Here is a 12,667-nt window from a genome sequence, read left to right as displayed (position 1 = left end):
CCGCGCCCTAAGCCTCCCCGTCGTCCAGGAGGCCGGCGTCGTGGACCAGGAGGGCGATCTGGACACGGTTGTTGAGGTCGAGTTTGGCGAGAATCCGCGAGACGTGGGTCTTGACGGTCGGCACGCTCATGTACAGCGCGGCCGCGATCTCGGCGTTGGACCGACCCTGGCCGACGGCGACGGCGACCTCGCGTTCTCGCTGGGCGAGTTCGGCGATCCGTCCCGCGGCGGTCGCGCTGCGGGAGTGTTCCGGCTTCTCCGCGACATGGCTCATCAGCTGGCGGGTGACGGCCGGGGAGAGCACGGGGTCACCGGAGGAGACGCGGCGGACGGCGGCGACGATCTCGGCGGGAGGGGTGTCCTTGAGGACGAATCCGGCCGCGCCGGCCCGCAGGGCGCGTACGACCTGTTCGTCGGCGTGGAAGGTGGTGAGCACGATGACCTCGGGGGCCTCGGGGCGGGCCCGCAGGAGTTCGGTGGCGGTGAGGCCGTCGACGTGCGGCATCCGGATGTCCATGAGGACGACGTCCGGGGCGAGGCGGGCGACGAGCTCGGGGACGTCGCGCCCGTCGGTGCCCTCACCCACGATGTCGATGTCGTCGGCGCCGCCGAGCATGAGGGTGAGGCCCGCGCGGACCAGGGGGTCGTCGTCGACGATGAGCAGCCGGATGGTCATGAGGGCCACGGTAGCCAGGCGTGCACGGTGAACCCACCGTCGGGGGCCGGGCCGTGGTCCAGGCGTCCGCCCGCGAGGGTGGCGCGCTCGGTGAGACCGATGAGGCCCTGGCCGGAGCCGGGGACGTGCGGGACGGGTCCGGTGGGGGCCGGGTTGCGGACCTCGACGGTCAGTCCGTCGCCGGGGCGGCCGCGCACGGTGAGGGTGACCTCGGCGCCGGGAGCGTGCTTGCGGGCGTTGGTGAGCCCCTCCTGGGCGATGCGGTAGACGGTACGGCCGGTGGCGGCGGGGACCGCGTCCGGGTCGTCGATCGTGGAGTCGAGGACGACCTTCGCCCCGGCCTCGCGGGACTCGGCGACCAGCGCGTCGAGGGTGGCGAGCGTGGGCTGCGGACGGTCGCCGTCCCCGCCTTCAGCGGGGGTACGCAGTACGCCGATGATCTGCCGGAGGTCCTGGAGCGCCTCGTGGGCGCTGTCGCGGATGACTCCGGCAGCGCGCGCGACCTGCTCGGGCGGGGCGTCGGGGCGGAACTCCAGCGCTCCGGCGTGCACGCTGAGCAGGGTGAGGCGGTGGGCGAGGACATCGTGCATCTCGCGGGCGATGGCCTCCCGGGCGAGCCGCTGCGCCTGTTCGGCGCGCAGCTCCGCCTCGGCCTCGGCGCGCCGGGCGCGCTCGCGCAGGGCCTCGACGAGCTGGCGCCGGGAGCGTACGAGCATGCCCCAGGCGGTCATGAGCAGGATCAGGATGAGGCCGATGGCGATCCCGAGGAGGGTGCCGGTGCCGGGGTCGGGCCGTACGAAGACCTGGGCGACGGAGCAGGCGGCGGCCAGCGCGCCGATCCAGGCGATCTCGCGGAAGGGCCGCCGGACGGCGACGCTGAACAGGCTCACGAGGAAAGCGCCGCCGGCGACGGGCGCGACCACGCTGAGGAGGGAGAGCGCGACGGCCAGGCCGACGGGCCACCGGCGGCGGAGCCAGAGGGCGCAGCAGGCGGCGGCGCCGGCGATCTGGTCGACGAAGGCGACGGTCTCGCTGTTGTACTGGTCGCTGGCCTCGGCGGCGAGGAGTCCGATGAAGGCCGCGCAGAGGAAGAGAAGGCTGTCGACGACCCAGTCCCGTACGGTCCGCCGCGGCCTGCGTCCGGACGTACCGGCGGCCGTGGGGTCAACCATGGCCGAGGGCAGCAGCCAGGCGTGAGGGTCCGTACGTGTCATACGCACCAAAGTACGCACGTCAGGGGCGCGCGACCGGTCACGGATGCCCGGAAGCTACCAAAGTCGCGCGGCCCGAGACTTCGGTAGCACCGACTCTGTCCCCTGGACCGACGCGGGCCCGGGGCGCCCGGAACCATGATCGGCCCATGAAGAAGTTTCTGGAGTTCGTGGGCGGTGTGGTGCTGGTCGGCGGCCTCGCGGGGGTGCTGCGCGAGCTGACGGGCTGGTTCCCGTTCATGGGGTTCACCCGGGCCCTGACGGAGAACGTGTGGTTCCTGGAGGACAGGGCGCTGTTCGCCAACATCGTGATCGCGGTCATCGGGTTCGTGATCGTGATGATCGCGGACACGAGCCGCAGGACCTGACCGCGCCGGACCCTCGGGCGTCCTGACCGTCGGGCGCCCTGACCGTCAGGCGCTCGCCTCGTTGAGGCGGGTGACCTCGGCGAGGTGCTCGGCCATGCGGTTGGAGACGGAGCCGCTGGTGTAGAGGACGCCGCCGACCACCGCGAACGGGATCGATCCCCCGAGGACGGCGAGCAGCTCGGGCCAGTCGCGTTCCGCGACGCACGTGCTGGAGCTGTTGTGGAGGCTCTCGCTGGTGAAGCGGGACAGGCACTCGCGGCTGGACTCCTCGGGTGAGTACGGCGTGAAGAGGAGCACCGCGAACCAGATCCACATCAGCCCGGCGAGGGCCAGCAGCCCGAGTCCCCAGCCCTGGGTGCGCTTGGCGCGGGTGCGGAAATCTATGTCGTACGGCAGTGAACGCATGGGGCAAGAACCTACCGGGCGCTCTCGTCGGCCGCCCGGCGGCCCCAACTCGTTCCCGCCAGAACGAGGATGGCGCCCGCGATGCCGAGGGCGCCGGGGCGGTCGCCGGCGATCGCGATGCCCGCGGCGGCGGCCCAGAGCGGTTCCGTACCGAGCAGCAGGCTGACCCGGGACGGGGAGGTGCGGCGGACTGCCCACATCTGCACGAAGAAGGCGAAGAGCGTGCAGAAGACGGAGAGGAAGAGCAGCCCGGCCCATTCGCGCGGACCGAAGTCGAGCGCCACGGACCACGGGGACGCGCCGGTGCCGGGGAGGGCGGCGAGCAGGGCGAAGACGACCACGGCGGAGCCGAGTTGGACGGTGGTCAGGGAGAGCGAGTCGGCGCTCCCGACGGACTTGATCCGTGACATCGCCAGGACGTGCACGGTCCGCGCGAGCGCGGCGAGGAGCATCAGCAGATCGCCGAGGGACGGCGCGGTGAAGCCGCCGCCCTGCGTCAGGAGCACCACGCCGGCGACCGAGAGACCGGCGGCGGCCAGGAAGGTGCGGGGCATGGGGGTCCGGGTGACGGCCGCCTCGGCGAGCGGCGTGAGGATCATGGTGAGGCTGATGATCAGGCCGGCGTTGGTGGCGGAGGTGTGGACGACGCCGTAGGTCTCCAGGAGGAAGATCCCGCTGAGGATCAGGCCGAGGAGGCCCGCGCCACGCCACTGGACCGCGGTCAGCGCCCGCAGCCCCCTCCATCCGGCGACGACGAGTGCGGGCAGGACGACGGCGAACCGCAGGACCAGGACGGCCACGACGGTGTGGGTGGTGGTGATGCCCTTGGCCGCGAGATAGCTGGCGCCCCAGACGACCGCGACGAGGAGGACCGGGAGGTCGGTGAGCCAGGCGCGGCGCGGGGCGCGGAGGGGTACGGAGGCGGCGATCGAGGACATCGTGGGCCTGCTCCAACACGTCGGACGGGGTGGAGACTTCGGCGGCTCGCACGCGGGACGATCACCGTACCCGGAGAGACGGATGGTGGCTACATGTTTCGTCTAGACGTAGCTGCCGTACTCGGGGCGGCCCGCCAGTTCGTACGTACTGATGGCGACGCCCGAGCCGGTGGTCCTGGACCCGACGTTGCGGAAGGCGGTGGGCCGGGCGCCGTCGAAGAGGTTGAGGCCCGTGCCGAGGACGACGGGGAAGACGAGCAGGTGGATCGTGTCGATGAGGTCGGCGGCCAGCAGGGACTTGGCGAGGCCGCCGCTGCCGTGCATCTGCACCTCGCCGTCGACGCGGTCCTTGAGGGCCGCGACCTCCTGGACGGCGTCGCCGCCGAGGACGGTGGTGCCTGCCCAGTCGGCCTTCGTGAGCGTGGTGGAGGCCACGTACTTGGGGAGCGCGTTCAGCTTGGAGGCGACGGGGTCGGCGGGGTCGGTCTGCTTCGGCCAGTAGCTCGCGAAGATCTCGTACGTACGGCGGCCGAGCAGGAAGGCGGCGGGTCGCGCGAAGACCTCGTTCATGAAGGCCCCGAAGTCCTCGTCGCCGTACGGGACGGACCAGCCGCCGTGTTCGAAGCCGCCGCTGGGGTCCTCTTCCGGCCCGCCGGGTGCCTGGTAGACGCCGTCGATCGTCACGAACTGGGTGAGGGAGAGCTTGCCCATGGTCCTGCCTTTCGCTCCGGCCGGGATCGGGTTCCCCCGGTCCATCGTGTCTCACAAGGTCCGACCGCACCGCTCGGTGAAACTCATCGGCGGGGGGTTTCGGCGGCGCAGGTGTCGGTGTCCGATTGCCGCCAGCACCGGGGCCGCCGCCCGACTTTGATTGAACCCGCAACCACATGGTGCTTCTTACGGAGGTTCGGGATGTCCACGATGAACGGCAAGGCGGTCCTGGTGACGGGCGGCAGCCGCGGGATCGGTGCCGCGACGGCGCTGCGGCTGGCCCAGGAGGGCGCGGACGTGGCGTTCACGTACGTGGCGGGCGAGGAGCGGGCGAAGGAGGTCGCGGCGCGGATCGAGGCGGCCGGGCGCAAGGCGCTCCCCCTGCGGGCCGACGCGGCGAACGCCGGGGACGCGGCGGGCGCGGTGGAGTGGGCGGCGGACGCGCTCGGCCGGCTCGACGTGCTGGTCAACAACGCGGGCGTCGGGGTGATCGCCCCGTTGGAGTCGCTGGGCCTGGCCGATGTCGACCGGGTCCTCGCGGTGAACGTGCGGGGAGCCTTCCTCGCCGCGCAGGCGGCGGCCGCGCGGATGGAGCGGGGCGGCCGGATCATCACGATCGGCTCGTGCATGACGGCGCGCGTCCCGGGGCCCGGCGGCACGCTCTACGCGATGAGCAAGGCGGCGCTGGCCGGGCTGAACAGGGCGCTCGCACGGGAGCTGGGCGAACGCGGCATCACCGCGAACCTCGTCCACCCGGGCCCGGTCGACACCGACATGAACCCGGCGGACGGCCCGTACGCGCCGGACCAGGCGTCCCTGACGGCCCTGGGCCGCTTCGGCACCCCGGACGAGGTCGCCGCGACGGTGGCGTTCCTGTCGGGTCCGGGGGCGGCGTACGTGACGGGCGCGGAGTTCGCGGTGGACGGCGGCCACGCGGCGTAGGACACCAAAAAAGGGGGGGCGCGAGGGCGCGCCGGTGCTGTCGGCCGGTGCGCCCTCGCGGGCCGGGCGGGGTGTCGTTACCCGCCCAGTTCCTGGTGGCGGGCCGTCAGGCGCGCCGCGCCCTCCTCGGTGAGCGAACCGAAGAGGCGGAGGCGGGAGATGCCGCCGTCGGGGTAGATGTCGATCCGGACCCGGGAGCCGACCGCCGGCGTGTCCAGCACGAAGCGGTGGTTGGTGTCGGGCTGGAGGCGGGTCCGGGGCAGGATCTCGGTCCAGTCCTCGGAGCCCTCGGCGGCGACGGCCAGCGCCGCCCAGCCCGCGCTGTTGCCCTTGAGGTACGCGGTGTCGATCTCGACCGCGCGGATCTCGGACTCGGCGGCCAGGCTGTAGCGGATCCAGTCGTTGCCCTTGTCGCGGCGGCGCCGCGTCTCCCAGCCGTCGTCCATCTTGCGGGAGCGGCCCGGCTGGATGGTGTTGGTCGCCGGGGAGTAGAAGCGGTCGGAGGCGTCCTCGACCTGGCCGCCGTTCTCCAGCGCCGCGAGGTCGAAGGTGCCGAGGACGCCCAGCCACTTCGGGTCCGGGGCGACCTCGCCGTGGACACGGAGGCGCGCGATGCCGCCGTCGGGGTGCTGGTTGACGCGCAGGTGCGTGAAGCGCTGCTCGACGTCGACGGCGAAGCCGTTGGCGGCGTGGCCGCCGATCGCGGTGCGCGGGACGAGCGTCGTCCACTTCACGTCGTCCGCGAGGAGCTCCTCGGGCGACGGGGAGCCGGCCACGGAGGCGGCCTCCACCGATACGGCCTGCGGGTAGTTGCCCCGGAAGTGCGCGGTGTCGACGACGATGCCGCGGACGACACCGGGGGCGCCGAGGCGTACGAGCGCCCAGTCGTGGTCGTCCTCGGTCGGGTGGGGCTGCTGGGCCGAGACGCCACGGCGGCGGCGGGTCTCCCAGCCGTCCATGATCTTTCCCTTGTGCCCGAAATGCTCGGGGTCGAACTCGGCGGCCTCGGGCTTGAGCATGTTCTCGCGCTCGGCGAAGAACTCGTCGTTCGCGGCGATCACACCGGCGCCGAGACGGCGGTCGGCCAGGTCCGCGTACTGCGTGAACGGGAAGTCCGCGGTGCGGTAGTCGGCGTACGGGTCACCGCCGCCGAAGGGGCTGGCGTCGCCGGTGAAGGAGGGTATGCCGGTCACGGTTCAGTGGGTCCTTTCGAGGAGACGGCCGGAGGGTTCGGCCAGGGTGCCGCGGTCGGCGATGCGCTCTCCGCGCAGCCAGGTGGACGTGACGACGCCGTGCAGGGTCCGGCCCGCGTAGGCGGTGACCCGGTTGCGGTGCTCCAGCTCGGCCGGGTCGACGGTGAACGTCGCCTCGGGGTCGAGGACCGCGAAGTCGGCGTCGCGGCCGGCCTCGATCGCGCCCTTGCGCTCCAGGCCCGCGAGCCTGGCGGGGCCCTCGGACATCCAGCGGGCGACGTCGGTCAGGTCGTGGCCACGGCGGCGGGCCTCGGTCCAGATCGCGGGCAGGCCGAGCTGGAGGGAGGAGATGCCGCCCCAGGCGGAGGCGAAGTCCGGCGTCTTGAGGTCGGCGGTGGAGGGCGAGTGGTCGGAGACGATGCAGTCGATCGTGCCGTCCGCCAGACCCTCCCAGAGCGCGTCCTGGTTGGCGGCCTCGCGGATCGGCGGGCAGCACTTGAACTCGGTCGCCCCGTCCGGGACCTCCTCCGCGGTGAGCGTGAGGAAGTGCGGGCAGGACTCGACGGTGATCGTGACGCCCTCGGCCTTCGCGGCGCGGATCAGCGGGAGCGCGTCGGAGGAGGAGAGGTGCAGGACGTGGACGCGGGCGTTGAGCCGGCGGGCCTGGTCGATCAGGTTCTGGATCGCCGTGTTCTCGGCGTCGCGCGGCCGGGAGGCCAGGAAGTCGGCGTACTTTCCGCCCGCCTTCTGCGGCGCCGCGGCCAGGTGGTGCGGGTCCTCGGCGTGCACGATCATCAGGCCGCCGAAGCCTGCGATCTCCGCGAGCGAGTTCGCCAGCTGCTCCTGGTCGAGCTCGGGGAACTCGTCCACCCCCGAGGGCGACAGGAAGCACTTGAAGCCGTAGACCCCGGCGTCGTGCAGGGGGCGCAGGTCCTTGACGTTGTCGGGCAGCGCGCCGCCCCAGAAGCCGACGTCGATGTGGGCCTTGGCGCGGGCGACGTCCTGCTTGATCCGCAGATGGTCGACCGTGGTGGTCGGCGGGAGCGAGTTCAGCGGCATGTCGAGGAGCGTGGTGATGCCACCGGCGGCCGCGGCGCGGGTGGCGGTCCAGAAGCCCTCCCACTCGGTGCGGCCGGGGTCGTTCACATGGACATGGGTGTCGACGAGCCCGGGGAGCACGACGTCGTCGCCGACGTCCTCCAGCCGGGCGCCGGCCGGTACCTCGGCGTCGTACGGCAGCACCGCGGCGATGGTCCCGCCGGAGACGGCGATCGACGCGGGCCGCGTCCCCTCGGGGGTGATGACGCGAGTCGAGCGCAGTACCAGGTTGACGTCCACCCGTACCCCTTTCCAGCAGAATTTCAACGAACTGTTGAAGGAGTCTTCACTCGGGACGACATGCCGTCAAGGGTGCACTTCCAGCATGACCCCGTCCTCCCGACTCGCGCCGCCCCCTACTTGGATGTTTCCATGAAGTGGAATGGGAATTTCGTACAGTAGAACGTAGCTCCGCACATGCGGGGCGGAGGCGGACGCCGCCGGGCAGCCGCCGACACCGGACAAACACCCCCCTGACCGGCCCGTACACCAGGACCGGGACCGTGTGTCCGACCGGACGGCCCGGTAGGCTGCTGCCTTGCCCGCCTGCCCCGAAAGGACCTTGACGTGCCGACGTCCAGCGCCAGCACCACCGACGCCGCCAAGCCCGCCGCCGCGAGCGGTGGCGTCCAGTCCCTCGAGCGTGCCTTCGACCTCCTCGAGCGGATGGCCGACGCCGGGGGCGAGGTCGGGCTGAGCGAGCTCTCCGCGAGCAGCGGGCTGCCGCTGCCGACCATCCACCGGTTGATGCGCACGCTCGTGGCCTGCGGTTACGTACGCCAGCAGCCCAACCGCCGGTACGCGCTCGGCCCCCGCCTGATCCGCCTGGGCGAGTCCGCCTCCCGGCTGCTCGGCACCTGGGCGCGGCCGTACCTCGCGCGGCTCGTCGAGGAGACGGGCGAGACCGCGAACATGGCGCTGCTCGACGGCGACGAGATCGTGTACGTCGCGCAGGTTCCGTCCAAGCACTCGATGCGCATGTTCACCGAGGTCGGCCGGCGCGTCCTGCCGCACTCCACGGGCGTGGGCAAGGCGCTGCTGGCCTACACCCCCGCGGACGAGGTACGGGCGCTGCTGGCCCGTACCGGAATGCCGGCGGCCACGGAGAAGACGATCACCACGCCGGAGGGCTTCCTGGACGCGCTCGCGGTGGTGCGGGACGCGGGCTTCGCGGTCGACGACAACGAGCAGGAGATAGGAGTCCGCTGCCTCGCGGTCTCGGTCCCCGACTCCCCGACCGCGGCGGCCATCTCGATCTCGGGCCCGGCGGGCCGGGTGACGGAGGCGGCGACGGAGAAGATCGTCCCGATCCTCCAGGAGGTCGCCCGAGAACTCTCGACGGCCCTCGCCAACACAGCGGGCAACGGCACCGCGTAGCCCTGACCCCGGAAGTTGTGGGCAACTGTTCCGCTGGGGCGGAACGATTGCCCACAACGGGTCAGGCCAGGGCCCGCCTCGTGAGGCGGCCGTCCTCTACCTGGACCAACGTGTCCGCGCGCGTGGCGTGCGCCTCGTCGTGGGTCACCAGGACCGTCGCCGTCCCCCGCTCCCGCGTCAGCGCGACCAGCAGGTCCACCACCGCCCCGCCCCGCTCGTGATCCAGCGCGCTCGTCGGTTCGTCCACCAACAGCACCGACGGCTCGTTCATCAGCGCCCGCGCGATGTTGACCCGCTGCCGCTGCCCCCCGGACAGCTGGTGCGGACGCCGCGCCGCCAGGTCCGCGAGGCCGACCGCGTCCAGAAGCGACAGGGCCCTCTCCCGTACCGCCTTGGGCCTCGCCCCCGACAGATGCGCCATCACCTGCAGCTGCTCCGCGGCCGTCAGGGAGGCCAGCAGGTTCGGCTGCTGGAACACGATCCCGATCCGCTCCCTCCGCAGCGCCGCCCGGCCCGCCGGGTCCAGCGCCCCCGTCTCCGTTCCGGCCACGACGACCCGCCCCCGGTCCGGGGTCACCAGCGTCGCGGCCACCGCCAGCAGGCTGGACTTGCCGGAGCCGGAGGGGCCGACGACCGCGGTCACCCGCCCCGCGGGCACCTCCAGGGAGACGGCGTCGAGCGCGGTCAGGCGCCCCTCGCCGTCGGGGTACGTCAGGGTCACGTCGTCCAGCAGCAGAGTCATCGGGCGCTCCCGAGCGCGGTCAGAGGGTCGACGGCGGTGATCCGCCGGATGGACAGGGCCGCGCCGAGAACACCGAGCACGATCATCACGGCCGCCGGTCCGAGCACGGTCAGCGGTTCGAGCACGAAGGGCACGTCGCCACCGCTGATCAGCACGCCGGCGCCTACCGCGAGAGCCGTGCCGAGCAGTGTCCCGGCGCCGAGCATGAGCACCGCCTGCCCCAGCGCGTCCCTCAGCAGGTACGGCGTCGAGGCGCCGAGCGCCTTCAGCACGGCCACGTCCGCGCTGCGCTGGATGGTCCACACGGTGAAGAAGGCCCCTATGACGAGCGCCGAGATGGCGAAGAGGAAGCCGCGCATCAACTGCAGCGACCCGTTCTCGGCCTGGTAGGACCCTATGGCCGTGAGCGCCTCGTCGATCGTCCGCGACTCCGTGCCCAGCGCCGCGTCCCCGACCCCCGGATCCACGTCCCCGGAGAGACTCAGCGCGACGACCGTCGCCTGCTCCTCCGGCGTCGTGCCGTCGTGCCCCAGCCTCTGCCAGTCGTCCAGCGCGGTCCAGACGACGGGCGTGTGGCTGTACGAGGCATCGCCCGCCACGGCCGCGACCGTGGCCTGAAGCGGACCGAGGCGGACGGCACCGCCCACGCCGACGCCCAGTTCCTCGGCCGCGGACGCCGAGAGGACGACCCGGCCGGGCCCGAGCTTCCCGCTCTCGGGCGCCAGGTCCGCCGACGGCTCCGTACCGAACGCGGAGACGGCGGCCGTACGGTCCCCGGCGGCGCCGTTGAGCGTACGGATGCCCAGCGGCTGCGCGCCCGTGACGCCGGGCCGCTCCGCCCATCGCCGCCACTGGCTCTCCGTCACCGTCGAGCTGGTGAAGGAGACCGACTGGCCGGAGGGCGGGGCGGCGAACGCGAGCCGGTCCGCCGCCAGGCCGGTGATCGCCGAGATGTTCTCGCGCGCGAGTCCGGCGGTCAGCCCGGACAGCAGCCCGACGAGCAGGGTGATGAGCACGATCACCGTGCCCATCAGGGTGAATCGCCCCTTGGCGAATCTCAGGTCTCTCCATGCCACGAACATGCCGCCCAGCCTTCCGGGCTCCCGTGCCCGGCGGCATCGCGCCACGGATGGCTCCGCAATCAAACTTTCGGTTGAGTCCGGATTGTCTGCCCCCGCCTACGCTGGTCAGATCATGGATCCGCGTTCCCTCACCCCCGCCCTGCGTGCCCTGCGCCTCTGTCTGCACCTGCTGATGGCGGGGCTGCTGGCCCTCGCGGCCGTCCGGGCGGACTCCGGCGCCGGTGTCGCGCTCGCGGTGCTGACGGGCGCGGTCTACGCGACCGGGTCCGCCGTCCCCTCCGTACGGGACTCGCAGCGCGCCGCCGCGCTCTGGCTGGCCGTGCTGTGCGCCTCCTGGCTGGCGCTGCTCTGGGCGACGCCCGACGGGCTTTGGGTGGCGTTCCCGCTGTACTTCCTCCAGCTGCATCTGCTGCCGGTGCGCTGGGCGCTGCCTGCGGTGGCCCTGACGGCCGGCGCGGCGATCCTGTCGTACGTACGCCATGGCGCGACGCTCAACCCCGGTGTCTTCATCGGACCGCTGCTCGGCGGGGCGGTGGCCGTGGCGACGGTCCTCGGCTATCAGGCGCTGTACCGGGAGAGCGAGCGGCGCAGACGGATGGTGGAGGAGCTGATCGCGACCCGGGCCGAGCTGGCTGCGGCCGAGCGGCACGCGGGCACGCTGGCGGAGCGCGAGAGGCTGGCGCGGGAGATCCACGACACGCTGGCACAGGGGCTCTCCTCGATCCAGCTGCTGCTGCGGGCCGCCGAGCGGGCGCTGCCGGAGGGCTCACCTGCCGCCGGGCACATCGAGCGGGCGCGGCGGGCGGCGCAGGACAATCTGGCGGAGGCGCGGCGGTTCGTACGGGCGCTGTCACCGCCGGACCTGGAGCACGGCTCCCTGGCCGCTGCCCTGGAGCGGCTCTGTGAGCCGAGCCCCGATCCCGAGGTGGCACTGCGGGCGCGCTTCACGGTGAGCGGGACGCCGGTGGAGCTGCCGACGCCGTACGAGGTGGCGCTGCTCCGGATCGCACAGTCGGCGTTCGCGAACACGGTGCGGCACTCCTCGGCGGCGCGGGCCGAGATCACGCTGTCGTTCATGGACGCCTCGGTGACCCTGGACGTCGTCGACGACGGCAAGGGCTTCGACCCCGCGCTGCTCTCGTCCTCCGGGGACGGCGGTTTCGGGCTGCCGGCGATGCGCGCGCGTGCGGAGTCGCTGGGCGGCGTGTTCACGGTGGAGTCGGCGCCCGGTCAGGGCACGGCCGTCGCCGTGTCCCTCCCCCTTCCCGCTGGAGTGTCGACATGACGATCCGTCTTCTGCTCGCCGACGACCATCCGGTGGTACGGGCCGGACTGCGCGCGGTCCTGGACACGGAACCGGACTTCACCGTCGTCGGGGAGGCGGCCACGGCCGAGCGGGCGGTGGAGCTGGCGACCGAGCTCGCCGCGGCGGACGGGGTGGACGTGGTCCTGATGGACCTCCAGTTCGGGTCCGGGATGCACGGCTCCGAGGCGACGGCGGCGATCACCGCGCGTACGGGCGGTCCGAGAGTCCTGGTCCTGACCACGTACGACACGGACGCGGACATCCTGGCGGCCGTCGAGGCGGGGGCCTCGGGCTATCTGCTGAAGGACGCCCCGCCGGAGGAGCTGGCGGCGGCGGTCCGTACGGCGGCGGCCGGCCAGTCGGCGCTGGCCCCGGCGGTGGCGCACCGGCTGATGGACCGGATGCGGACCCCCGCTGAGGCGCTGACCAAGCGGGAGCTCGAGGTGCTCCAGCTGGTGAGTGAGGGCCTGTCCAACCAGCAGATCAGCAAGGCGCTGTTCCTGAGCCAGGCGACGGTGAAGTCCCATCTGGTGCACGTCTTCGCCAAACTGGGCGTCGACTCCCGTACGGCGGCGGTGGCGACGGCGACGGCGCGGCGCCTGATCCGGCGGTGACGGC

The 12,667-nt window shown here is 72.7% G+C and carries 14 protein-coding genes; 5 read left to right on the top strand and 9 right to left on the bottom strand.

The features are described 5' to 3' along the window. Positions 1 to 7: 7 nt before the first annotated feature. Together ACZ3OF_RS00485 and ACZ3OF_RS00480 are read right to left on the bottom strand one after the other, a co-directional pair. Complete coding sequence (locus ACZ3OF_RS00485; RefSeq protein ID WP_361667161.1) at positions 8 to 676, bottom strand: response regulator transcription factor; 669 nt, start codon at positions 674 to 676, stop codon at positions 8 to 10. Further along, positions 673 to 1,890: a sensor histidine kinase gene (locus tag ACZ3OF_RS00480; protein WP_361667162.1), complete on the bottom strand. Its 1,218-nt coding sequence runs from the start codon at positions 1,888 to 1,890 to the stop codon at positions 673 to 675. The genes ACZ3OF_RS00485 and ACZ3OF_RS00480 overlap by 4 nt, the downstream gene beginning before the upstream one ends. A gap of 146 nt (positions 1,891 to 2,036) precedes the next feature. Between ACZ3OF_RS00480 and ACZ3OF_RS00475 the strand changes: the two genes are divergently transcribed. Continuing rightward, the gene (locus ACZ3OF_RS00475) at positions 2,037 to 2,255 is read left to right on the top strand and encodes a hypothetical protein (RefSeq protein ID WP_361594381.1); all 219 of its coding nucleotides are present in this window, start codon (positions 2,037 to 2,039) and stop codon (positions 2,253 to 2,255) included. 45 nt (positions 2,256 to 2,300) lie between these two features. On the opposite strand, the gene ACZ3OF_RS00470 is transcribed toward ACZ3OF_RS00475, so the two are convergent. The 3 genes from ACZ3OF_RS00470 to ACZ3OF_RS00460 form a co-directional block, all read right to left on the bottom strand. After that, positions 2,301 to 2,660 (bottom strand): hypothetical protein, encoded by a 360-nt coding sequence (locus tag ACZ3OF_RS00470; RefSeq protein WP_361667165.1) that lies wholly within the window; start codon positions 2,658 to 2,660, stop codon positions 2,301 to 2,303. Positions 2,661 to 2,671: 11 nt separating this feature from the next. After that, entirely contained in the window at positions 2,672 to 3,598 is a 927-nt protein-coding gene (locus tag ACZ3OF_RS00465; RefSeq protein WP_361667167.1) for a DMT family transporter, read from the bottom strand. A 102-nt stretch (positions 3,599 to 3,700) separates the two neighbouring features. After that, entirely contained in the window at positions 3,701 to 4,309 is a 609-nt protein-coding gene (locus ACZ3OF_RS00460) for a dihydrofolate reductase family protein (protein ID WP_361667168.1), read from the bottom strand. 201 nt (positions 4,310 to 4,510) lie between these two features. On the opposite strand from ACZ3OF_RS00460, the gene ACZ3OF_RS00455 reads away from it, so the two are divergent. Then, positions 4,511 to 5,251, top strand: coding sequence for an SDR family NAD(P)-dependent oxidoreductase (locus ACZ3OF_RS00455; protein ID WP_467301829.1), 741 nt, complete (start codon positions 4,511 to 4,513; stop codon positions 5,249 to 5,251). Positions 5,252 to 5,328: 77 nt separating this feature from the next. Here the strand turns inward: ACZ3OF_RS00455 and alc are convergent, their stop codons facing one another. Together alc and allB are read right to left on the bottom strand one after the other, a co-directional pair. Continuing rightward, positions 5,329 to 6,444 (bottom strand): allantoicase, encoded by a 1,116-nt coding sequence (gene alc / locus ACZ3OF_RS00450; protein ID WP_361667170.1) that lies wholly within the window; start codon positions 6,442 to 6,444, stop codon positions 5,329 to 5,331. A gap of 3 nt (positions 6,445 to 6,447) precedes the next feature. Next, complete coding sequence (allB, locus tag ACZ3OF_RS00445) at positions 6,448 to 7,782, bottom strand: allantoinase AllB (protein ID WP_361667171.1); 1,335 nt, start codon at positions 7,780 to 7,782, stop codon at positions 6,448 to 6,450. Positions 7,783 to 8,109: 327 nt separating this feature from the next. Here allB and ACZ3OF_RS00440 point away from each other — a divergent pair, with 327 nt between their 5' ends. Next, complete coding sequence (locus tag ACZ3OF_RS00440) at positions 8,110 to 8,919, top strand: IclR family transcriptional regulator (RefSeq protein WP_361594367.1); 810 nt, start codon at positions 8,110 to 8,112, stop codon at positions 8,917 to 8,919. 61 nt (positions 8,920 to 8,980) lie between these two features. On the opposite strand, the gene ACZ3OF_RS00435 is transcribed toward ACZ3OF_RS00440, so the two are convergent. Then, the gene (locus ACZ3OF_RS00435; RefSeq protein WP_361667172.1) at positions 8,981 to 9,661 is read right to left on the bottom strand and encodes an ABC transporter ATP-binding protein; all 681 of its coding nucleotides are present in this window, start codon (positions 9,659 to 9,661) and stop codon (positions 8,981 to 8,983) included. Further along, the gene (locus tag ACZ3OF_RS00430; RefSeq protein WP_467301824.1) at positions 9,658 to 10,743 is read right to left on the bottom strand and encodes an ABC transporter permease; all 1,086 of its coding nucleotides are present in this window, start codon (positions 10,741 to 10,743) and stop codon (positions 9,658 to 9,660) included. The genes ACZ3OF_RS00435 and ACZ3OF_RS00430 overlap by 4 nt, the downstream gene beginning before the upstream one ends. A gap of 112 nt (positions 10,744 to 10,855) precedes the next feature. Here ACZ3OF_RS00430 and ACZ3OF_RS00425 point away from each other — a divergent pair, with 112 nt between their 5' ends. Both ACZ3OF_RS00425 and ACZ3OF_RS00420 read left to right on the top strand, forming a co-directional pair. Beyond that, positions 10,856 to 12,028 (top strand): sensor histidine kinase, encoded by a 1,173-nt coding sequence (locus tag ACZ3OF_RS00425; protein ID WP_361667174.1) that lies wholly within the window; start codon positions 10,856 to 10,858, stop codon positions 12,026 to 12,028. Next, positions 12,025 to 12,663, top strand: coding sequence for a response regulator transcription factor (locus tag ACZ3OF_RS00420; protein WP_361667175.1), 639 nt, complete (start codon positions 12,025 to 12,027; stop codon positions 12,661 to 12,663). The genes ACZ3OF_RS00425 and ACZ3OF_RS00420 overlap by 4 nt, the downstream gene beginning before the upstream one ends. Positions 12,664 to 12,667: the final 4 nt, after the last annotated feature.

Source organism: Streptomyces sp. NPDC022552 (genome assembly GCF_055561875.1).
The sequence above is the reverse complement of the archived record's forward strand: the minus strand, read 5'-3'. Positions and strand labels throughout refer to the sequence as shown.

Coding starts and splice junctions, on each gene's coding strand:
- ACZ3OF_RS00485 (WP_361667161.1), bottom strand. CDS start 676: ATGACCATCCGGCTGCTCATCGTCGACGACGACCCCCTGGTCCGCGCG.
- ACZ3OF_RS00480 (WP_361667162.1), bottom strand. CDS start 1,890: ATGACACGTACGGACCCTCACGCCTGGCTGCTGCCCTCGGCCATGGTT.
- ACZ3OF_RS00475 (WP_361594381.1), top strand. CDS start 2,037: ATGAAGAAGTTTCTGGAGTTCGTGGGCGGTGTGGTGCTGGTCGGCGGC.
- ACZ3OF_RS00470 (WP_361667165.1), bottom strand. CDS start 2,660: ATGCGTTCACTGCCGTACGACATAGATTTCCGCACCCGCGCCAAGCGC.
- ACZ3OF_RS00465 (WP_361667167.1), bottom strand. CDS start 3,598: ATGTCCTCGATCGCCGCCTCCGTACCCCTCCGCGCCCCGCGCCGCGCC.
- ACZ3OF_RS00460 (WP_361667168.1), bottom strand. CDS start 4,309: ATGGGCAAGCTCTCCCTCACCCAGTTCGTGACGATCGACGGCGTCTAC.
- ACZ3OF_RS00455 (WP_467301829.1), top strand. CDS start 4,511: ATGTCCACGATGAACGGCAAGGCGGTCCTGGTGACGGGCGGCAGCCGC.
- ACZ3OF_RS00435 (WP_361667172.1), bottom strand. CDS start 9,661: ATGACTCTGCTGCTGGACGACGTGACCCTGACGTACCCCGACGGCGAG.
- ACZ3OF_RS00430 (WP_467301824.1), bottom strand. CDS start 10,743: ATGTTCGTGGCATGGAGAGACCTGAGATTCGCCAAGGGGCGATTCACC.
- ACZ3OF_RS00425 (WP_361667174.1), top strand. CDS start 10,856: ATGGATCCGCGTTCCCTCACCCCCGCCCTGCGTGCCCTGCGCCTCTGT.
- ACZ3OF_RS00420 (WP_361667175.1), top strand. CDS start 12,025: ATGACGATCCGTCTTCTGCTCGCCGACGACCATCCGGTGGTACGGGCC.